Annotated in this window: 21 protein-coding genes, 4 tRNA genes and 1 pseudogene; 19 read left to right on the top strand and 7 right to left on the bottom strand. The window is 70.2% G+C overall.

Translation table 11 applies throughout. The annotated features are described in order from the left end of the window. Positions 1–4: 4 nt before the first annotated feature. The 5 genes from AQJ91_RS11215 (at position 5) to AQJ91_RS11195 (ending at position 5245) form a co-directional block, all read left to right on the top strand. Positions 5–1579 carry a complex I subunit 4 family protein gene (locus AQJ91_RS11215; protein ID WP_067019082.1) on the top strand — a complete coding sequence of 525 codons (1575 nt, stop codon included), beginning with the start codon at positions 5–7 and terminating at the stop codon, positions 1577–1579. Beyond that, positions 1576–3099 carry an NADH-quinone oxidoreductase subunit N gene (locus AQJ91_RS11210; RefSeq protein WP_067019079.1) on the top strand — a complete coding sequence of 508 codons (1524 nt, stop codon included), beginning with the start codon at positions 1576–1578 and terminating at the stop codon, positions 3097–3099. The genes AQJ91_RS11215 and AQJ91_RS11210 overlap by 4 nt, the downstream gene beginning before the upstream one ends. A 220-nt stretch (positions 3100–3319) precedes the next feature. Then, positions 3320–4183, top strand: coding sequence for a zinc metalloprotease HtpX (gene htpX, locus AQJ91_RS11205; protein ID WP_067019076.1), 864 nt, complete (start codon positions 3320–3322; stop codon positions 4181–4183). Continuing rightward, positions 4180–4575, top strand: coding sequence for a YccF domain-containing protein (locus tag AQJ91_RS11200; RefSeq protein ID WP_067019073.1), 396 nt, complete (start codon positions 4180–4182; stop codon positions 4573–4575). The genes htpX and AQJ91_RS11200 overlap by 4 nt, the downstream gene beginning before the upstream one ends. Before the next feature lie 103 nt (positions 4576–4678). Further along, the gene (locus AQJ91_RS11195; RefSeq protein ID WP_067019071.1) at positions 4679–5245 is read left to right on the top strand and encodes an SMI1/KNR4 family protein; all 567 of its coding nucleotides are present in this window, start codon (positions 4679–4681) and stop codon (positions 5243–5245) included. Positions 5246–5602: 357 nt separating this feature from the next. Here the strand turns inward: AQJ91_RS11195 and AQJ91_RS11190 are convergent, their stop codons facing one another. Then, on the bottom strand, positions 5603–6853 hold the full coding sequence (locus tag AQJ91_RS11190; protein WP_067019068.1) for an APC family permease: 1251 nt from the start codon (positions 6851–6853) through the stop codon (positions 5603–5605). Between the two features lie 214 nt (positions 6854–7067). Here AQJ91_RS11190 and AQJ91_RS11185 point away from each other — a divergent pair, with 214 nt between their 5' ends. Further along, a complete protein-coding gene (locus tag AQJ91_RS11185; RefSeq protein WP_067019065.1) occupies positions 7068–7334 on the top strand; it encodes a GlsB/YeaQ/YmgE family stress response membrane protein in 267 nt (88 codons plus the stop codon). Between the two features lie 92 nt (positions 7335–7426). On the opposite strand, the gene AQJ91_RS11180 is transcribed toward AQJ91_RS11185, so the two are convergent. Further along, the gene (locus AQJ91_RS11180; RefSeq protein WP_067019063.1) at positions 7427–7915 is read right to left on the bottom strand and encodes a YajQ family cyclic di-GMP-binding protein; all 489 of its coding nucleotides are present in this window, start codon (positions 7913–7915) and stop codon (positions 7427–7429) included. A 223-nt stretch (positions 7916–8138) separates the two neighbouring features. On the opposite strand from AQJ91_RS11180, the gene AQJ91_RS11175 reads away from it, so the two are divergent. Both AQJ91_RS11175 and AQJ91_RS11170 read left to right on the top strand, forming a co-directional pair. Continuing rightward, a tRNA-Tyr gene (locus tag AQJ91_RS11175) sits at positions 8139–8220 on the top strand. A 151-nt stretch (positions 8221–8371) separates the two neighbouring features. Then, complete coding sequence (locus AQJ91_RS11170; RefSeq protein WP_067019061.1) at positions 8372–8584, top strand: hypothetical protein; 213 nt, start codon at positions 8372–8374, stop codon at positions 8582–8584. 50 nt (positions 8585–8634) lie between these two features. Here AQJ91_RS11170 and AQJ91_RS11165 read toward each other — a convergent pair whose 3' ends face one another. The 3 genes from AQJ91_RS11165 to AQJ91_RS11155 all read right to left on the bottom strand — a co-directional run bounded on the left by AQJ91_RS11165 (position 8635) and on the right by AQJ91_RS11155 (position 11245). Beyond that, positions 8635–9018 (bottom strand): nuclear transport factor 2 family protein, encoded by a 384-nt coding sequence (locus tag AQJ91_RS11165; protein WP_067019058.1) that lies wholly within the window; start codon positions 9016–9018, stop codon positions 8635–8637. Positions 9019–9020: 2 nt separating this feature from the next. Next, positions 9021–9677 (bottom strand): SDR family oxidoreductase, encoded by a 657-nt coding sequence (locus AQJ91_RS11160; RefSeq protein WP_067019464.1) that lies wholly within the window; start codon positions 9675–9677, stop codon positions 9021–9023. A gap of 302 nt (positions 9678–9979) precedes the next feature. Further along, positions 9980–11245: an amidohydrolase family protein gene (locus tag AQJ91_RS11155; RefSeq protein ID WP_067019055.1), complete on the bottom strand. Its 1266-nt coding sequence runs from the start codon at positions 11243–11245 to the stop codon at positions 9980–9982. 290 nt (positions 11246–11535) lie between these two features. Between AQJ91_RS11155 and AQJ91_RS11150 the strand changes: the two genes are divergently transcribed. From AQJ91_RS11150 to AQJ91_RS11115, 9 genes and pseudogenes are all read left to right on the top strand, one after another. Next, positions 11536–11608: transfer RNA gene (locus AQJ91_RS11150), tRNA-Thr, on the top strand. Positions 11609–11654: 46 nt separating this feature from the next. Continuing rightward, a tRNA-Met gene (locus AQJ91_RS11145) sits at positions 11655–11727 on the top strand. An 88-nt stretch (positions 11728–11815) separates the two neighbouring features. After that, positions 11816–11980, top strand: coding sequence for a 50S ribosomal protein L33 (gene rpmG, locus AQJ91_RS11140; RefSeq protein WP_018834916.1), 165 nt, complete (start codon positions 11816–11818; stop codon positions 11978–11980). A 124-nt stretch (positions 11981–12104) separates the two neighbouring features. Beyond that, positions 12105–12557 (top strand): MaoC family dehydratase N-terminal domain-containing protein, encoded by a 453-nt coding sequence (locus AQJ91_RS11135; RefSeq protein ID WP_067019054.1) that lies wholly within the window; start codon positions 12105–12107, stop codon positions 12555–12557. A gap of 1 nt (position 12558) precedes the next feature. Beyond that, positions 12559–12987: a MaoC family dehydratase gene (locus AQJ91_RS11130; protein WP_067019050.1), complete on the top strand. Its 429-nt coding sequence runs from the start codon at positions 12559–12561 to the stop codon at positions 12985–12987. A gap of 114 nt (positions 12988–13101) precedes the next feature. Next, positions 13102–13671, top strand: a complete 570-nt coding sequence (locus AQJ91_RS11125; RefSeq protein ID WP_199847901.1) for a TetR/AcrR family transcriptional regulator — start codon at positions 13102–13104, stop codon at positions 13669–13671. Between the two features lie 93 nt (positions 13672–13764). After that, on the top strand, positions 13765–15213 hold the full coding sequence (locus AQJ91_RS11120) for an MFS transporter (RefSeq protein ID WP_067019044.1): 1449 nt from the start codon (positions 13765–13767) through the stop codon (positions 15211–15213). 30 nt (positions 15214–15243) lie between these two features. Then, positions 15244–15624: pseudogene (locus AQJ91_RS55390) on the top strand (DUF3291 domain-containing protein). Between the two features lie 107 nt (positions 15625–15731). Continuing rightward, entirely contained in the window at positions 15732–16787 is a 1056-nt protein-coding gene (locus tag AQJ91_RS11115; protein WP_067019041.1) for a UDP-N-acetylmuramate dehydrogenase, read from the top strand. A 119-nt stretch (positions 16788–16906) separates the two neighbouring features. Here the strand turns inward: AQJ91_RS11115 and AQJ91_RS11110 are convergent, their stop codons facing one another. Beyond that, complete coding sequence (locus AQJ91_RS11110; protein ID WP_067019039.1) at positions 16907–17935, bottom strand: adenosine deaminase; 1029 nt, start codon at positions 17933–17935, stop codon at positions 16907–16909. 224 nt (positions 17936–18159) lie between these two features. Then, positions 18160–19386, bottom strand: coding sequence for a pyridoxal phosphate-dependent aminotransferase (locus AQJ91_RS11105; RefSeq protein WP_067019037.1), 1227 nt, complete (start codon positions 19384–19386; stop codon positions 18160–18162). Positions 19387–19635: 249 nt separating this feature from the next. Here AQJ91_RS11105 and AQJ91_RS11100 point away from each other — a divergent pair. Together AQJ91_RS11100 and secE are read left to right on the top strand one after the other, a co-directional pair. Then, positions 19636–19708 (top strand) — tRNA-Trp (locus AQJ91_RS11100). A gap of 109 nt (positions 19709–19817) precedes the next feature. After that, on the top strand, positions 19818–20105 hold the full coding sequence (gene secE / locus AQJ91_RS11095) for a preprotein translocase subunit SecE (RefSeq protein ID WP_067019035.1): 288 nt from the start codon (positions 19818–19820) through the stop codon (positions 20103–20105). Positions 20106–20170: the final 65 nt, after the last annotated feature.

Genomic DNA, 20170 nt, shown 5'->3' with positions numbered 1-20170 from the left:
AGGCGTGATCGATATCAACGAGTCCGTGATGCAGTTCCTTCTGGCATTCGCCGTCGTCGGCCCGCTCCTCGGCGCCGCCGCCGCTCTCCTGCCGGCCCCACCCGGGCTGAAGGGGAAGTCACCCGAGCAGGCCGTGCTCCGGCACGGTGTGACCGTCACCGGCGCGGTGCTCATCGCCGCGATCGTCCTCGCGCTCGGCTTCGACCATGACCAGCCGTCGAAGATGCAGGCCAGCACGGACATCAGCTGGATCCCCGCACTCGACGTGCGCATCCACCTCGGCATCGACGGCATCTCCCTCCCCCTTCTGGTCCTGACCGCGCTGCTGACCTTCCTCTGCGCGCTCTACTCCTACTTCAAGATGCCCGCGGGCCCGAGCCCGAAGGCCTTCGTCGCACTGCTGCTCGTCCTGGAATCCGGCACCCTCGCCACCTTCGCCGTCCTCGACCTGCTCCTCTTCTTCCTCGCCTTCGAGATGGTCCTCATCCCGATGTACTTCCTCATCGCCCGCTGGGGCGGTGAGCAACGGACCCAGGCCGCCTGGAAGTTCATCCTCTACACGCTGCTCGGCTCCGTCGTCATGCTGCTCGGCCTGCTCCTGATCGGACTCAGGGCGGGCACTTTCGACATGGTGGCACTCGCCACTGACAACGGCCCACCGCTGACCACATCCGTGCAGGTCATCGCGGTTTTGGCAATCGGGATCGGGCTCGCGGTCAAGACGCCGATGTGGCCGCTGCACAGCTGGCTGCCCGACGCCCACACCGCCGCGCCGACCGTCGGCTCGGTCCTGCTGGCCGGCGTCCTGCTGAAGATGGGTACGTACGGGTTCGTCCGCATTCTTCTGCCCATCACCCCCAACGGCTTCCGCACCTTCGCGCCCTACCTCGCCGCGTTCGCCGTCGTCGGCATCATCTATGGATCCCTGGCCTGCCTGGCTTTGGCGAAGCGGGGTGCGAGGGGCGACCTCAAGCGCCTCATCGCCTACTCCTCCGTCGGCCACATGGGCTTCGTCCTCCTCGGCATCGCCACGATGACCCCGACCGGCGTGAACGGCGCACTGTTCGCCAACGTCGCCCACGGCCTCATCACCGGCCTCCTCTTCTTCCTGGTCGGCGCGCTCAAGGACCGCACGGGCACCACCGACCTCGACACCCTCGCCGAGGAGACCGGCGCCGCGCTCTACGGCAAGGCCCCGCGCCTCGGCGGCCTGCTCGCGTTCGCCGCGGTCGCCTCGCTCGGCCTGCCGGGCCTGGCCGGGTTCTGGGGCGAGATGCTGGCGCTGTTCGGGGCGTTCGAGCCCGCCGCCGAACTCAGCCGCCCCGCCTTCCTCACCTTCATGGCGATCGGCGCGTTCGGCACGCTGCTGACGGCCGCGTACCTGCTCGTCGTGGTCCGCCGCGTCTGCATGGGCGCCGTAGCGCAGGACGCCCCGAAGCTCGCCGACGTCCACACGTACGAGTTCGCGGCCTGGACCCCGCTCGTCGCCCTCACCGTCGTCGCCGGCCTGTGGCCCAAGGCTCTCCTCGGCCTGACCGACCCGGCCGTGCAGCAGCTCCTCGCAGGAGGCACCCGATGAGCGCCCTGGCCCAGCCGTCGGCCGCGAACCTCGTCCAGTCCGTCGACTGGCTCGCCATCGCGCCGCCCACCATCACGGCGGTCGTCGGACTCGTCGTCCTCATCGCCGACCTGTTCGTCGGGGAGCACAAGAAGGCCTTGCTCGGCCGGCTGTCGGTCGCGGGCCTGGCCGCCTCGACGCTCATGCTGCTGCCCCTCCTGGACGGCGACCGCGCCACCTTCTGCCTCACCGGCGCCCCTGACGTCTGCAGCTACACGGCCGACCGCTTCACCCTCGTCCTCCAGCTCCTGGTCCTCGGTGGCGCCCTCCTCGCGGCCCTCCTGTCGGTCACCGCCCTGAAGGACGCCAACAAGGGACTCCCCGAAGGGGAGTTCTGGTTCCTGCTGCTCTCCTCAGCGGCCGGCGCCGCCCTCCTGCCCGCCTCCCGCGACCTTGCGACCCTCATCGTCGCCCTGGAAGTCGCCTCCCTGCCCGCCTTCGCCCTCGTCGGCCTCCGTCACGGCGACCGCAAGTCCTCCGAGGCGGCCCTGAAGTTCTTCCTGTCCTCGGTCACCGCGACCGCGGTCAGCCTCCTGGGCATCAGCTTCGTGTACGCCTCGACGGGCACCCTCTACCTCACCCAGATCGCCGACCGCATCCAGAACGTCGACGGCCAGCTCCACACCCTCGCCCAGACCGGCGTCGTCCTCACCCTCGTCGGCTTCGCCTTCAAGACGGCCGCCGTACCGTTCCACTTCTGGGTCCCGGACACCTACGTGGGAGCCCCTCTCCCCGTCGCCGCCTATCTGTCGGTCGTCGGCAAGGCGGTCGGCTTCTCCGGCCTGATCCTCGTCACCGTCATCGCCCTCCCGTCGTACGCCGACGTCTGGGGCCCGGCCCTCGCGGCACTGGCCGCGCTCACCATGACCGTCGGCAACGTCGGCGCCCTGCGCCAGCAGGCCACGCGCGCGTACAGCGCCGTACGACTGCTCGCATGGTCGTCCGTCGGCCAGGCCGGCTACCTCCTGGTGCCGATCGCCGCAGCCGCCTACTCCGACGACCCCGAGCGCTCCATCGGCTCCACTGTCGCCTACGCCCTCATGTACGCCGCCGTGAACCTCGGCGCCTTCGCGGTGGCCGCCCTGGTGGGCCGTACGAAGACCCTCAACCGCATCAGCGACTACCGCGGCCTCTACACGAAGAACCCGCTCTCCGCCCTGATCCTGGCCTTCTTCCTGCTGTGCCTCGCCGGACTCCCGCCGGGCATCATCGGCCTCTTCGCGAAGGTCACCGTCTTCTCCGCCGCCGTCGACGCCGGCCTCGGCTGGCTCGCCGTCGTCATGGCCGTCAACGTCGTGATCGCGCTGTTCTACTACCTCCAGTGGACGGCCCTGCTGTTCCGGGCCCCCGAGGGCGAGCCGGAGAGGCACCTTGTCCCCGCCCCCGTGACGGCAACGATGGCTCTCACCGCCGTCGTCGGCATCGCCCTCTCCGGAGCTCCCCAGCTGATCCTGCGGTTCGCCGACACCGGCCTCTTCTGAGCCCTCTGGGACTCCACGCGCGCGTGCGGTACTGAACTCCAGGCGCCGCCGTCCTCACCCGGACGGCCCACTCATGCCCCCGAACGCACAAGGGAACTAGAGGCCCTCGCCTGGCGTTGACCAGTACGGGAGGGTCCACTGGACGTGTCGTCACGGCACCAGTGGCATCGGAGATCGACAAGCAAAGGGTTCCCCTGCTGCACCACTTGGAGGGCGTACCGTGCACCGCCGGCACAACGGGCTCAGGACCGCAGTACTCCTCGGGGGACTGTCCGCACTCATCATCGTCATCGGCAGCCTCTTCGGCCGTATGGGGCTCGTCGTCGCGGTCCTGATCGCGCTGGGCACGAACGCCTACGCGTACTGGAACAGCGACAAGCTCGCTCTACGCGCGATGCGCGCGCGCCCGGTGAGCGAGTTCGAGGCCCCGGCGCTGTACCGCATGGTCCGCGAGCTCTCCACCCAGGCCCGCCAGCCCATGCCGCGCCTGTACATCTCGCCGACGGAGGCGCCGAACGCGTTCGCGACGGGCCGCAATCCGCGCAACGCGGCCGTGTGCTGCACCGACGGCATCCTGCGCCTCCTCGACGAGCGCGAACTGCGCGGCGTCATCGGCCATGAGCTCAGCCACGTCTACAACCGCGACATCCTGATCTCGTCGGTCGCCGGCGCCCTCGCCTCGGTGATCATGTTCCTGGTCAACTTCGCCTGGCTGATCCCGGTCGGCCGCTCCGACGACGATGACGGCCCCGGCCTCTTCGGTGTGCTGCTGATCATGATCCTGGGCCCGCTCGCGGCCGCCCTCATCCAGCTGGCCATAAGCCGCTCCAGAGAGTACGAGGCCGACGCGTCCGGCGCCCAGCTCACCGGCGACCCGCTGGCCCTCGCCAGCGCCCTGCGCAAGCTCGAACTCGGCACCAAGCAGCTCCCGCTGCCCCCCGAGCCTCGGCTCGAGACCGCGAGCCACATGATGATCGCCAATCCCTTCCGCCCGGGTCAGGGATTCTCGAAGATGTTCTCCACACACCCGCCGATGGCGGACCGTATCGCCCGGCTCGAGAAGATGGCAGGCCACCACCAGTGAAAACCATCCTGAACGTCATCTGGCTCGTCCTGAGCGGCTTCTGGCTGTTTCTCGGCTACCTGGCCGCAGGCCTCCTGCTGTGCATCACCATCATCGGCATCCCGTTCGGCATCGCCGCCTTCCGTATCGGCGTCTACGCCCTGTGGCCCTTCGGGTACACCACGGTCGAGCGCCGCGACGCCGGAGCTCCGTCCTGCATCGGCAACGTCCTGTGGCTGGTCCTCGCGGGCTGGTGGCTGGCCATCGGCCACATCGTCACCGGTCTCCTGCTGTGCGTGACGATCATCGGCATCCCGTTCGGCATCGCGAACTTCAAGCTGATCCCGGTCTCGCTGTTCCCGCTGGGCCGCGAGATCGTGCCGACCGACCAGCCGTTCTCGTCGCGCTGGTAGGGGAGTAGCCAGGCAAGACAGGCGGCAGTCGCCGAGTTGTCCACAACCCGGCGGTTGTCCACAGGCCGGCCCGATTGTCAGTGGCGGCTTGCATCATGAACGCATGACAGAGACCGAGCAGTTGCTGGCACGGGTGGCGGCCAAGGCCCGCAACACCCACCCGTGGGGCTGGACTTCCCTCCCCGAGCCCGTGGACGCGGCCACCTTGGCCCGCGCCGAGGCCGCACTGGGCTTCCGCCTGCCCCCGCTGCTCGCCGACCTCTACCTGCGGATAGGAGACGGCGGATTCGGACCGGAGTACGGCCTGTTGCCCTTGCTCGACAGCCCGCCGGCCGGCGAGCGCGCCGCCGTCCCCCAGTACCTCGCCAACCGCGACAGCGGCCGCAAGGACCCCGACTGGCCCTGGCCCGAAGGCGTCCTGCCGATATCCCACTGGGGCTGCGCGATGTACGCGTGCGTGGACTGCAACGCCCCGGACGCCACCGTCCTGCTCTTCGAGCCGAATCCCGGTGACCCCGACCAGGCCTGGTTCGTGGACGCCCCCAGCCTCACGGACTGGCTGCGCGCCTGGGCCGACGGCACCGGCTGGTACGAGGAGATGAACGAGGACCTGGAGATGGCCCCGTGGACCGACTTCCGCACACGCACGGCGGCACCCCAGGGCTCGTAGCGGAAGCCACACACACGGACGACAACGAGAAGCGACCAGGCACCGCACCACGGCCGCGACCGCACCACGTGCGTAACCGGGTCTTCGAAGTTAAGCGGTGCGCGAGAAGCGCTGGCGCGGAGCGGTGACTCGCGAGGATGTGACACCCGGCGCTGAAGTGTCACATCCTCGCTGGCGAAGGCCACAGAGGCAGGCACCGGCAAAGAGCCGCACCGCCTAACTTCGAAGACCCGCGTAACCACGGCCACCGGCGCCCGTGCCCACGCGCCGCATCCTGCGCGTGACCGTGGAGGACCCAAGTCCGCGCCCGCGCAGCACCCGTAACCGTCCCCGTGCCCGCGCGCCGATCCGCCGTCGCTAACGCGCGGCCGCCCACCGCCGCACGCCGTACGCGACCACACCCACCGCCAGCACCCCCGCACCCACAACCACCGAAACCCCCGGCAGCGCGAACGCCAGCACCACACACCCGAGCAGTCCCACCGCCGGTACCACCCGCGCCGCCGGAGCTGACCCGAGGGTCCAGGCCGACGCGTTGGCCACCGCGTAGTACGTCAGCACACCGAAGGAGGAGAACCCGATCGCACCGCGCACGTCCACAGTGGCGGCGAGAACAGCGACCACCACGCCCACGGCCAACTCCGCCCGGTGCGGCACCTGGAAGCGCGGATGCACCGCCGCCAGAGCGCCCGGCAGATGCCGGTCCCGGGCCATGGCCAGCGTGGTGCGCGAGACACCGAGGATCAGCGCGAGCAGCGAGCCGAGCGCGGCCACGGCGGCGCCCACCCGCACCACGGGCACCAGCCCCGGCACCCCGGCCGCACGCACCGCGTCGGCCAGCGGCGCGTCCGCGCGCCCGAGACCGTCCGCCCCGAGCACGGAAAGGACAGCCACCGCCACACACGCGTACACCGCCAGCGCGATGCCCAGAGCAAGCGGGATGGCCCGGGGGATGGTGCGCGCGGGATCCCGCACCTCCTCACCAAGGGTCGCGATGCGCGCGTATCCGGCGAACGCGAAGAACAGCAGGCCGGCCGCCTGCAGCACCCCGCCCGCACCACCGGAGGCACCGATGTCCAGGCGCCCGGCATCGGACTCCCCGGAGCCCAGACACACCACGACCACGGAGGCGAGGACGGCCAGGACGACCGCCACGATCGCCCGCGTCAGCCAGGCGGACTTCTGGACGCCGCCGTAGTTCACCGCGGTCAGTGCCACCACGGCCGCGACCGCCACGGCATGCGCCTGCCCCGGCCAGACGTACGCGCCCACGGTGAGCGCCATCGCCGCACAGGAGGCCGTCTTCCCGACCACGAACGACCAGCCGGCGAGATAACCCCAGAACTCCCCGAGACGCTCGCGCCCGTACACGTACGTGCCACCCGAGGCCGGATACAGCGCGGCCAGCCGCGCCGACGACGTGGCGTTGCAGTAGGCGACGAGGGCGGCGACGGCGAGCCCGAGGAGCAGCCCGGACCCTGCCGCACGCGCGGCGGGGCCCAGGGCGGCGAAGATCCCGGCCCCGACCATCGAGCCGAGCCCGATGACCACGGCGTCTCCCACACCGAGGGTGCGCCGCAGCTCAGCACCGGAACTGGAACGAGTCATGCGCCGCACCCTACTGACCGCTGCAACCGCCGGGTGCAGTGGTGACGTCCTCGTCATCAACAGGGAGCGAACAAGAGCACGAACACGAGCACGAGCACAGGTACGACGAAGCGCGAGACGAGCGCACGGCGCACGGCCGCAGGCACGGCCCGGCGGGACCAAGATCACAGTGCCGGGACAGTGCGGGCACAGCGTGGAAGGGCAGGTTCACGGCATGAGCATCATCAGTTGGATCATCCTCGGACTGTTGGCCGGCGCCATCGCCAAGATTTTGCTGCCGGGCCGTGACCCGGGCGGCTTCATCGGCACGACCGTCATCGGCGTGACGGGCGCGTTCATCGGCGGATGGATCTCGGCCCGCTGGCTGGATCACCCCATCAGCAAGGACTTCTACGACGGCGCCACCTGGACCGCCGCGATCGGCGGCTCCCTCGTCCTCCTGATCGCGTACCGCATCCTGTTCGGCCACTCGCGCGACTGAGCGCGACGCAGCACCCCGGACCGCGGCCAGCAGGCGAGAAGGGTGGGCACCCGGCGGTGCCCACCCTTCCTCGTGCGCGCGGCCCGTCCGGACTAGCGGTAGTTCACGAACTGGATCGCGAAGTCGAAGTCCTGGCCCTTGATGAGGGCGATCACGGCCTGCAGGTCGTCGCGGCTCTTCGAGCTGACCCGCAGCTCGTCGCCCTGCACCTGGGCCTTCACGCCCTTCGGGCCCTCGTCGCGAATGATCTTCGCCACCTTCTTTGCGTTCTCCTGGGAGATGCCCTCCTCGATCGACGCGAAGATCTTGTACTCCTTGCCCGAGAGCTGGGGCTCGCCCGCGTCCAGCGCCTTCAGCGAGATCCCGCGCTTGATCAGCTTGGACTGGAAGACGTCGAGGACAGCCTTCACCCGGTCCTCGGAGTTCGCCTCCATCAGGATCTTTTCACCGGACCACGAGATCGAGGCACCCACGCCCTTGAAGTCGTAGCGCTGCGAGATCTCCTTGGCGGCCTGGTTGAGGGCGTTGTCGACCTCCTGCCGCTCGACCTTCGAGACGATGTCGAAACTGGAGTCGGCCATGTCCTGTGGCTCCTTGTATCGGGGTGCGTGTCGGTGCGTGTCGGCGTAGTGGGGGCTGCCGCCGAACCCGGGGCAGGCCTCGGGCCGCATCCGGACAAGCCTAGCCACCCCAGGCCGCCCGGGCGGCGATCAATCGGGTGGCGAAGCACCCCTCCCCATCGGGTATTGTTTACGTCGTTGCCAGAGAGCACCGCCGAAAAGCGGTTCGAACGGCAGCAACCCCGGCGGTGTGCCCGAGCGGCCAAAGGGAGCAGACTGTAAATCTGCCGGCTCAGCCTTCCCAGGTTCGAATCCTGGCGCCGCCACGCTGAGAGAAACCCCCTCCGAACTGCGGAAACGCAGAGCGGAGGGGGTTTTCTTGTGCCAAAGAAACCGCCACGGGAGCCAACGGCCCCGTCACGGGCATCGGCATCGCTGAAGCGCACAACTCGACACGGCCCGGGGCACACTGATCCCATGTCCACTCGTCGCAGAAGCTGCCCCGAGTGCCGTCGCGAGATTGCCGTCGTCGCCGGCCGGTTCGCGCGGCATGATCCGCCCGGCGCGCGGGAGAGCGGGGAACTCGTCTCGTGCCCCGGCTCCCGGCGGCAGGTTCAGATCGGCGCCGCTCAGCCCTCGTTGGACGGGTACGCCGTCCCGGAGTTCCCCGGGCAGATGCCGCTCTTCTAGACGCCCCCAGTGGCCGGCGCCTACGTACGGGCTCTGCGCCGCCCCGCGCCCTACTGCAAGCCCGCCGACACGTCCATCCGCGCCACCAGCCCCTCCCCGTCGAACCGGTACACGTGCTCGACCGTCTCCTCCGCCCACCGGTCACCCGACGCGTCGCGCATCCCGAGCCGTACGGTCGCCACCACCGCCTCGCCGTCCCCGTCCAGCCGCAAACCCTCCAGCCGTACGAGGGGATGACCGGCCGCGAACTGCCGTGCCCAGTACGCGCGTACCGCCTCGCGGCCGTGCAGCCGGACCCCGTCCAGGACGTTCGGCCAGTCCACGTCCGGGGCCAGGCACCGCTCCAGGAAGGCATTCCTCTCGTCCGTCGAGAAGACCTCGTACATCCGCCGCAGCAGTGCTTCCCGCACGGCGGGAACCCCCGCCGCGGTCATCCTCAGTTCCCCGCCACCGACTTCACCGCGACGGACACCGGCGCCGGCCCGCTGATCAGCTCAAGGGTCAGGCCGGCCGTCGCCGGGGTGTCCACCAACTCCGCCAGTACGGCGGCCACGTCGTCGCGCGGGATCGGGCCGCGGCCGGTGTGCGCCTCAAGGCGGATCAGGCCGGTGCCGGCATCGTTCGTCAGCATGCCGGGACGCAGGATCGTCCAATCCAGGGCGTCCAGGCCGCGGACGTGGTCGTCGGCCTCGCCTTTCGCGCGCAGGTAGACGTCGAAAACCTCGCGCCCCTCGTGTTTGGAATTCGCGCCCATCGACGAAACGATCACGTACCGTCGTACGCCTGCTCGAACCGCCGCGTCCGCGAACAGGATCGCCGCGTCCCGGTCCACCGTGTCCTTGCGGGTCGCGCCGCTGCCCGGGCCCGCGCCCGCCGCGAAGACCGCCGCGTCCGCGCCCTGCAAATGTGCCGCGACCTCCTCGACCGAGGCCGACTCCAGGTCCAGCAGGACCGGTTCGGCACCGGCCTCCCGCAGATCGTTGCCCTGTTCGGACTTGCGGATGATCCCCGCGACCTCGTCCCCGCGCGCGGCGAGCAGCCGCTCCAGCCGCAGCGCGATCTGACCATGACCACCAGCGATGACAATGCGCATGTCTTCGACCGTACGCCCGGACGGCCGCATCCGCCGCACGACTTCAGCCACGCCCCAGGGGCGCACGCGCCCGAGACGCGCACCCGGCGGACGGCTCATCGCACACGCCCGGCGCGTTCGCCTTGCAAGGGCGCATACCCGCCTGCGCCGCAGTGGTGAGGCGCGCGCGGGAGCTTTCGTGCAGCGCCCGGAGATGGCGCTTGCGTTGTTGCGAGGTAAGGCGTGCGCGCCGGCACGTGCTGCGAGCTGCACGCCGTGGTGAGGGCGTTCAGGCGGGGCGTGCGCTACACCCCGCGCACCCCTCACGACAACTCCCCCCGCCCCTGCCGCGGCAGCCCCAACTCCGCTGCCACGGCCGAGTTGCAGTACTCCCGCACCGCGCTCGTCCGCGCCACCACGCGCCCCCGGTGCACCACGATCCGGCTGTACGCCAGCGACAGCGCCCCCGCCAGCCGATCCCCGCGCACCGCCAGCAACTCGGCCGGGAAACCCGCCTCCACGCGTACCTCGGGCAGCCCCAGCGCCGCCCGCGCCGACGCGCTCACGGCGTCGTAGGCGTCCTCGGGCCGCAAGCCGTAGCGCGAGGCCAGCAGATAGGCGGCCTCCAGCGGGTCTCCGCGCCCCACGGGGTTCGACACGTCCCGCAGGGTGCCGCTGCCCGCGGCGATCCGCACCCCGGCCGTGCGCAGCAGTCGTACGGGCGCTGTGCCCCGTTGTTCCACGCCCCCGCAACCGCCCTGCGGCAGGCACACCACCGTCACCCCGGCAGCGGCGAGCTGGTCCGCGGTCCGCGAGGCCACTACGGAGGGGAGGCGCCCCAGGCCGCCGCACGGGCCGAGCGTCACGCCGGGGCGCAGGCCGCCGGCCATAGCCGCGAGGCGGGACAGACGCGCCGGGTCGGTGGCGTCGGTGTGCAGGTCGACAGGGCAGCCGTGCTCGGAGGCGACCCCCAGGACCGCCTCCACGTAGCCCGTCGGATCGGGGTCCAGGTCCGGGCAGCCGCCCACGACGGAGGCGCCCATCTTCAGCGCGTCCCGCAGCATCGCAAGCCCGTCCGCCCCGGCCACTCCGGTCAGCAGCCGTGGCATCGCCACCGTCGTCAACTCCGTGAGCCCGCGCAGCGACCGTCGGGCCCGGAGTAGGGCGGCCAGGGCGCCCAGCCCCTGAACGTCGCCCACGCGCACATGTGCCCGCAACGCGGTCGCTCCGTGGCCGAGTTGCAGCAGGGCCGCTTCCGTGGCCCGGCGCTGGACGACGTGGGGGTCGTACGAGACCGGCCCGCCGGCGTCGGCCGACAGTGCCGTGTCACCGTGGGCGTGCGGCTCGGCCGGGGCCGGCAGGAGCAGATAGCCGCTGAGGTCGACGTGCGCACCGCCCGCGCGCGTGCCGCCCGCCGCCAGGCTCCCGGCCGTGCCGACCGCCTCGATGCGCCCGCTGCCCAGCCGTACGTCCACGGTCCGGCCGTCGGTGAGCCGCGCCCCGCACAGCAGGAGGGCGGTCGGATCGCTCGGTCCGGACGAGCCCGACGAGGACGACGAGTGGGGCGGCTGGGGCTGGCTGTCGGGCATCGCGCTCCAGGGGCTCGGGGCTGCGCAGGGGGGCTGAGGTGGGGAACTGCGCCGGAGACGCAAGATCACGCAGAGTGAGTCGAGCCTAGGCTGGCGACCCCGTGACGGCGGGGAGGAGCGCAATAGTCGTACCGGTGTGGTCCGCCGAACGAGCGCCCGAGGAAGAGCAGGCGAGAGCGGTGCGGGAGTGGCCTGAGAGGTGTCTGAGGGGGCCTCGGATCGGCTGTCGGCGGGGGCCGCGAAACGGATTTGGGCGAACGGCAGCCGAGCGTGTAATGTCTTCATCGCTCGCCCCAATAGCTCAGTCGGCAGAGCGTCTCCATGGTAAGGAGAAGGTCTACGGTTCGATTCCGTATTGGGGCTCTGGTGTGAGAGGTTCCCGCCGCAAGGCGGGGCCCGATCGCATCTCAGCGGTGTAGCTCAGTCGGTAGAGCAAGCGGCTCATAATCGCTGTGTCACCGGTTCAAGTCCGGTCACCGCTACTGACAGTAGCCGATTGCGGGGTCGGTCCTTCGATCGGCTACTCTTGCTTGCGTTAATCAGTCTATCCGTTCGTCAAGGAGCACTCACGTGGCTGCCACCGACGTCCGCCCGAAGATCACGCTGGCCTGCGTGGAGTGCAAGGAGCGGAACTACATCACCAAGAAGAACCGGCGTAACAACCCGGACCGAATGGAGATGAAGAAGCACTGCCCGCGTTGCAATGCGCACACCGCGCACCGCGAAACGCGATAAATCAGGCTCGTACGTGAGGCCGTCCCCAGATTCTGGGGACGGCCTCACGTCGTTTCGGCCCCGGTTACCGGCCGGTTCCGGTCGACTGCAGGTCAACCACAGAGACATCAGGAGGTGCCGAGTCATGGCGCTCGACCAGTCCTTCGTGGGGCGGAGCTACCCGCCCACCGACCCCTACGAGGTGGGCCGGGAGAAGATCCGTGAGTTCGCGGAGGCGGTGGGAGACACCAACCCGGCGTACACGGACCCGGAGGCCGCCAAGGCGCTCGGCCACTCCGATGTGATCGCCCCGCCGACCTTCGTGTTCTCGATCACCTTCAAGGCCGCGGGACAGGTCGTCCAGGACCCCCAGCTCGGCCTGGACTACAGCCGGGTGGTGCACGGCGACCAGAAGTTCGCCTACACCCGCCCGGTGCGCGCCGGCGACCGCCTGACCGTCACCTCCACCATCGAGGCGATCAAGTCCATGGCGGGCAACGACATCCTGGACATCCGCGGCGAGGTCCACGACGAGGCGGGGGAGCACGTCGTGACCGCCTGGACGAAGCTCGTCGCCCGCGCGGCCGAGGAGGGCTGACATGACGGCGAAGATCTCCTACGACGATGTCGAGGTCGGCACCGAACTGCCCGCCCAGACCTTCTCCGTGACCCGCGCCACGCTCGTGCAGTACGCGGGTGCCTCCGGGGACTTCAATCCGATCCACTGGAACGAGAAGTTCGCCAAGGAGGTCGGACTGCCGGACGTCATCGCGCACGGCATGTTCACCATGGCCGAGGCGATCCGCGTGGTCACCGACTGGACCGGCGACCCGGGCGCGGTCGTCGACTACGGCGTCCGATTCACCAAGCCCGTCGTCGTCCCGAACGACGACCAGGGCGCCAGTATCGAGGTCAGCGGCAAGGTCGCGGCCAAGCTGGACGACAACACGGTCCGCGTGGACCTCGTGGCGACCAGCGCCGGGCAGAAGGTGCTGGGGATGTCGCGGGCGGTCGTGCGGCTCGCCTGAGCACGGCGAGGTACAGCACGGGGGTAAGGGGCGCTCTCCATGGTGGGGCGCTCCTTTACTTTTGCTTCAGGCGAACCCTCGACTTAGTTAGTGATTGAGTACTAACTTACTCCCATGGTCAGGATGAGCGCAGAGGAGAGGCGCGAGAGCGTCATCCGTGCGGCGACGGCCGAGTTCGGTCGCGGTGGGTACCACGGCACGTCGACCGAGGCGATCGCCAAGCGGGTCGGGGTGTCGCAGCCGTATCTCTTCCGGCTCTTCCCGGGCAAGAAGGCGATCTTCCTGGCCGCGGCCGAGCGCTGCGTGGAGGACACCATCCGGACCTTCGCGGAGGCCTCCGCAGGGCTCGAGGGCGAGGAAGCCCTGCATGCCATGGCGGACGCGTACACCGAGGTCATCACCGAGCGGCCCGAGCAGCTGATGATGCAGATGCAGATGTACGTCGCGGTGGCGGCCGCCGAGCAGGAGGGCGACCACGAGTTCGGCGAGGCGGTGCGGGCCGGCTGGATGCGGCTGTGGGACACCGTCCATCTGCCGCTCGGCGCTGACGTCAACGAGACGACGACCTTCCTGGCGTACGGGATGCTCGTCAACTGCCTGGCGGGCATGGGGTTCCCGCCCGAGCACCGGGTGTGGGAAGGGCTCTATCCGTCAGCTCGGCTCAAGGGGCGGCTCGAACGGTAGGGGCAGGAGAGGCGTTTTCGGCGCCTTCTCATGAGCACGAAAGTTAGTCAGCAATAACTAATCTTCGGTAAGTGATCACCTTCTGGGGGAGAGATGTCACAACAGACCGCACAACCCACCCGTGCAGGGGCTGTCTGGGCCCTCGTCATCACCAGCGTCGCCGGATTCATGGCCGCCCTGGACAACCTCGTCGTCACCACCGCACTGCCCTCCATCCGCGGGGACCTGGGCGGGGCCCTGCACGACCTGGAGTGGACGGTGAGTGCGTACACACTCACCTTCGCCGTCCTGCTGATGTTCGGCGCGGCACTCGGTGACCGCTTCGGGCGTCGGCGGCTCCTCCTCGTCGGGCTGGTCATCTTCACCGGCGCGTCCGCCGGCGCGGCCCTGGCGCCCGGCATCGACTCCCTGATCGCCGCCCGCGCCGTCCAGGGCGTCGGCGCGGCGATCATGATGCCGCTGACGCTCACCCTGCTGACGGCGGCCGTGCCCGCGGCCAAACGCGGGATGGCGTACGGCATCTGGGGTGCCGTCAACGGGCTCGCCGTGGCCTCCGGGCCGCTCATCGGCGGCAGCCTCACCGAGCACATCTCCTGGCAGTGGATCTTCTGGCTGAACGTTCCGCTGGGCCTGGCCCTGCTGCCGCTCGCCCGGCTGCGCCTCGCCGAGTCGTACGGCACCGGCGCCCCGCTCGACATCACCGGCACCCTGCTGGCCAGCGGCGGCCTCTTCGGGATCGTCTACGGCCTGGTCCGCGGGCCCGCCGACGGCTGGACCGCCCCGCTCGTGCTGACCGGGCTGTTCGCCGGATCCGCGCTGCTCGTCGGCTTCGTCCAGCACGGCATCGGCAGCAAGACCCCCATGCTGCCGATGCGGCTGTTCCGCTCCCGTGCCTTCTCCGGTATCAACGCCGCCAGCATGCTGATGTTCCTCGGGATGTTCGGGTCGATCTTCCTGCTCAGCCAGTACATGCAGGGTGTGCTCGGCTACTCGCCCACCGAGGCGGGGCTGCGCATGCTGCCGTGGACCGGCATGCCCATGCTCGCCGCGCCGATCGCCGGCATCCTCTCCGACCGCATCGGCGGCCGCCCGGTCGTCGCCACCGGCCTGTTCCTCCAGGCCGTCGGCCTCGGCTACATGGCCTCCGTGATCACCGCTGACGCGTCCTACGGCGTCCAGCTGCCCGGCCTGATTATCAGCGGCATCGGCATGGGCCTCTTCTTCGCCCCCGCCTCCAACCTGGTGATGTCCAGCGTCCGCGCCTTGGAACAGGGCATCGCCTCCGGCGCCAACAACGCGCTGCGCGAGGTGGGCGGCGCGCTCGGCATCGCGATCATGGGGTCGATCTTCTCCGCCCGGGGCGGCTACGAGACCGGCCAGAGCTTCGTCGACGGCCTGCGGCCCGCGCTGGTGACGGGCTCGGCGGTGGTCGCGCTCGCCGGGATCGCGGCCCTGCTGATCCCGACGCGCCGCCGCGCCGCCCAGATCGTCAGCGCGGCCGGGCAGACGCCCGCGCCGGTCGCCGAGCCCGTCTCCCACTGACCCGCAGGACCCGGCCGAAAGGAGCCCGCCATGCCCACCCTTCCCTGGACCACGCCGAACACCCCGCCGCAGACCCACCGAGGTCCACGTCTTCGCCTCCCGCTTCGAGACCCGCACCCTGTGGGGCGCCCTGCGCTTCCTCGTCGGTACGCCGAGTGTGTGGCGGCAGGTGAGCCGGGCGCCCGACGCCTACGGGGCCACGCTGAAGGCCGAGCCCCTGAAACGGACCTTCTGGACGCTGTCCGCCTGGGAGTCGCCCCAGGCCCTCAAGGACTTCGCCCGCTCCGGCGCCCACGCGCCGACGTCCCGGGGCCTGGCCCACAGATGCGGGACGCGAAGTTCGCCACCTGGACGACGACGAGCGACGCCCTCCCCGTGAACTGGGCGGAGGCGAGGCGGCGTCTGGCATGAGCCCGCCCCCAGCGCCGCCCACGCACGCGTGGCGGCGCTGAACGGCCCGGCCGACCGCCGTGCCGCTCGCCTGGGACACGGGGCTGCCGTCTCGTAGTCTTGGGCCCGTGCAGGAACTCCACGACGCCCCCCTCGCCCCGCTGACCACCTTCCGGCTGGGCGGTCCCGCCACCCGGCTGGTCACCGCCACCACCGACGCCGAGGTGGTCGCCGCCGTCCGCGAAGCCGACGCCGACGGCACCCCGCTGCTGGTCATCGGCGGCGGTTCGAACCTGGTCATCGGCGACAAGGGCTTCGCGGGCACCGCCCTCGTCATCGCCACGAAGGGCTTCTCGCTCGGCGGCACAAGCCTGGAGCTGGCCGCCGGCGAGGTCTGGACCGACGCCGTCGCCCGCACCGTGGAGGCCGGTCTCGCCGGCGTGGAGTGCCTCGCCGGCATCCCCGGCTCGGCGGGTGCGACACCGATCCAGAACGTGGGGGCGTACGGCCAGGAGGTCTCCTCCACGATCACCGAGGTGGTCGCCTACGACCGCCGCACACGCGAGACGGTCACGCTGGCCAACGAGGAGTGCGCCTTCTCCTACCGTCACAGCCGCTTCAAGGCCGACCCCGAGCGGTACGTCGTTCTGCGCGTCCGCTTCGCACTGGAGGACGCGGCCGGGCTGTCCGGGCCCATCAAGTACGCCGAGACCGCCCGCGCCCTGGGCGTCGAACCCGGCGACCGCGTCCCGCTGGCCACCGTCCGCGAGACCGTCCTGAAGCTGCGCTCCGGCAAGGGCATGGTCCTGGACCCCGAGGATCACGACACCTGGTCGGCCGGATCCTTCTTCACCAACCCGATCCTGACCGCCGACCAGTTCGCCGCGTTCCACGCGCGTGTGCGGGAGCGCATCGGCGACGGCGTGGAACCGCCCGCGTACCCGGCGGGGGAGGGGCACACCAAGACCTCCGCGGCCTGGCTGATCGACAAGGCGGGCTTCACCAAGGGCTACGGCACCGGCCCCGCCCGCATCTCCACCAAGCACACCCTCGCACTCACCAACCGGGGCGCGGCGACCACCGAGGACCTGCTCGCACTGGCCCGCGAGGTCGTCGCCGGAGTCCACGAGACCTTCGGGATCACGCTGGTCAACGAGCCGGTGACGGTCGGTGTCAGCCTCTAGGGCACTCGAACGGGGTCGGGCTCAGTAGGCCACCCCGCCCCCCTGCTTCACCGTCCCCGGATCGCCGGTCATCGCCAGCATCGCGTGGGCGACATCGGCGCGAGTCGCCGACCTGCGCTCTACGCCAGCCAGTCGTCCACCCCCGCCAGCAGCTTCGCCTTCGTGTCCTCCGGTGCCGCCGAACCCCGTACCGACTGCCGTGCCAGTTCCGCCAGGTCCTCGTCCGTGAAGGCGTGGTGGTGGCGGGCGATCTCGTACTGGGCCGCCAGACGGGAGCCGAAGAGCAGGGGGTCGTCGGCGCCCAGGGCCATCGGGACGCCCGCCTCGAACAGGGTGCGCAGGGGGACGTCCTCGGGCTTCTCGTAGACGCCGAGGGCCACGTTCGACGCCGGGCACACCTCGCAGGTCACGCCCCGCTCCGCCAGCCGCTTCAGCAGGCGCGGGTCCTCCGCCGAGCGGACGCCGTGCCCGAGCCGGTTCGCGTGCAGGTCGTCCAGGCAGTCACGTACCGACGACGGGCCCGTCAGCTCGCCGCCGTGCGGGGCTGAGAGCAGGCCGCCGTCCCGCGCGATCGCGAACGCCCGGTCGAAGTCCCTCGCCATGCCCCGGCGTTCGTCGTTGGAGAGGCCGAAGCCCACCACGCCGCGGTCCGCGTACCGCACCGCCAGGCGGGCCAGCGTACGGGCGTCCAGCGGGTGCTTCATACGGTTCGCCGCCACCAGGACCCGCATGCCCAGGCCGGTGTCCCGGGAGGTCGTCTCCACCGCGTCCAGGATGATCTCCAGGGCCGGGATCAGACCGCCCAGGCGGGGCGCGTACGACGTCGGGTCCACCTGGATCTCCAGCCAGCCCGAGCCGTCCCTCAGATCCTCCTCCGCGGCCTCTCTGACCAGTCGCTGGATGTCCTCCGGCCGCTGCAGGCAGGACCGGGCGGCGTCGTACAGGCGCTGGAAGCGGAACCAGCCGCGCTCGTCCGTCGCCCGCAGCTTCGGCGGCTCCCCGCTGGTCAGTGCTTCCGTCAGCGCCTCGGGCAGGCGCACGCCGTACTTGTCGGCCAGTTCCAGCACGGTGGTGGGCCGCATCGACCCGGTGAAGTGCAGGTGCAGATGGGCCTTGGGCAGCACCTGGACGTTTCGAACCGTCTCCATCAACTCTCCGTATGCGCTAGGCTCCGCTCCGTGCCGAAAGGTGCCGGACAGGGCTTGTCCGCCGCTGGGCGTCAGCCGAGCGGGAAGCCCCGTGGGGGCGGAGTCACTCGAGGATCCTGCCGTAGGAATCCTGAACCAGGCAGCGAGTTCACCGAACGAGCGTGTGTCTGAACGCACAAGCGGGCCCCCGGCTCGACCGGAGGCCCGCTTGTGCGCCGTACACCTCAGTCCCGCGCCTCCGCCAGGAGCTTCTGGATGCGGCTCACGCCCTCGACGAGGTCCTCGTCACCCAGGGCGTACGACAGCCGCAGATACCCCGGCGTACCGAAGGCCTCGCCCGGGACCACCGCGACCTCGGCCTCCTCCAGGATCAGCGCGGCCAGCTCGACCGAGTTCTGCGGGCGCTTGCCGCGGATCTCCTTGCCCAGCAGGGCCTTCACCGACGGGTACGCGTAGAAGGCGCCCTCGGGCTCCGGGCAGACCACGCCGTCGATCTCGTTCAGCATCCGCACGATCGTCTTGCGGCGCCGGTCGAAGGCCTCGCGCATCGTCGCGACCGCGTCCAGATCACCGGAGACGGCGGCGAGGGCGGCCACCTGGGCGACGTTCGAGACGTTCGACGTGGCGTGCGACTGGAGGTTCGTCGCGGCCTTCACCACGTCCTTCGGGCCGATGATCCAGCCGACCCGCCAGCCCGTCATGGCGTACGTCTTGGCGACACCGTTGACCACGATGCACTTGTCGCGCAGCTCGGGCAGCAGCGCCGGCAGCGACACGGAGGCCGCGGCGCCGTAGACCAGGTGCTCGTAGATCTCGTCGGTCATCACCCACAGGCCGTGCTCGACGGCCCAGCGGCCGATCTCCTCGGTCTGGGCCTCGGTGTAGACGGCGCCGGTCGGGTTCGACGGCGACACGAACAGGACGACCTTCGTCTTCTCCGTGCGGGCGGCCTCGAGCTGCTCGACCGAGACGCGGTAACCGGTCGTCTCGTCCGCGACGACCTCGACCGGGACACCGCCGGCCAGCCGGATCGACTCCGGGTACGTCGTCCAGTACGGCGCCGGGACGATGACCTCGTCGCCCGGGTCGAGGATCGCGGCGAACGCCTCGTAGATCGCCTGCTTGCCGCCGTTGGTGACCAGGATCTGCGAGACGTCGGGCTCGTAGCCGGAATCGCGCAGCGTCTTGGCGGCGATCGCGGCCTTCAGCTCGGGCAGACCGCCGGCCGGCGTGTAGCGGTGGTACTTCGGGTTCTTGCAGGCCTCAATGGCGGCCTCGACGATGTAGTCCGGGGTCGGGAAGTCGGGCTCGCCGGCGCCGAAGCCGATCACCGGACGCCCGGCGGCCTTGAGGGCCTTGGCCTTGGCGTCCACGGCGAGGGTGGCGGACTCGGAGATCGCGCCGACTCGGGCGGAGACCCGGCGCTCGGTGGGAGGGGTTGCAGCGCTCATGAGCCCATCGTTTCAGACCGGAAACCTGCCCGGCACGCGGGTTTCACGGACTGAACAACGACTGAACAACCGTCCGGATCCGGCCGCCACGCTGGGCGATCTTCCGCATTCAAAGCCCCTACGGGCACTTTCTGTTCGACGAGGCGCCCCAGAACACGTACACTCTCACCTCGTTGGCCTTCAGCAGCCCGCACTCGCACGGTGCACACCGAGCACCCGTCCGGATGCGGTACGTTGGGGAACACACAAAGGGTCGTAGCTCAATTGGTAGAGCACTGGTCTCCAAAACCAGCGGTTGGGGGTTCAAGTCCCTCCGGCCCTGCTACACACTCCTTACGCCAGGATGTGTGCGCATGTACGTACAGAAATGCACCGCCGTGCGGCTCAGACCGGGCGCGGCACGGCCATGACCCGGAATCAGGTGAGGACGAGTGACGGACGCCGTGGGCTCCATCGACATGCCTGATGCCCAGGACGAGGCGCCGGAGTCCAACAAGAAGACCCGCAAGGGCGGCAAGCGTGCCAAGAAGGGCCCGTTGAAGCGGCTTGCGCTCTTCTACCGCCAGATCGTCGCGGAACTCCGCAAAGTCGTCTGGCCCACACGCAACCAGCTGACGACGTACACGACCGTGGTGATCATCTTCGTCGTCATCATGATCGGCCTGGTGACCGTGATTGACTATGGGCTCGACCACGCCGCGAAGTACGTCTTCGGCTGAGCAAAGAGCGAAGGGCGCCGTGGTTACCGGCGCCCCTTTCGCATGTTCCACCCCCATGTATCCAG

Origin of the sequence: Streptomyces dysideae (assembly GCF_001514305.1) — a bacterium.
Lineage (GTDB): Bacteria > Actinomycetota > Actinomycetes > Streptomycetales > Streptomycetaceae > Streptomyces > Streptomyces dysideae.
The sequence above is the reverse complement of the archived record's forward strand: the minus strand, read 5'-3'. Positions and strand labels throughout refer to the sequence as shown.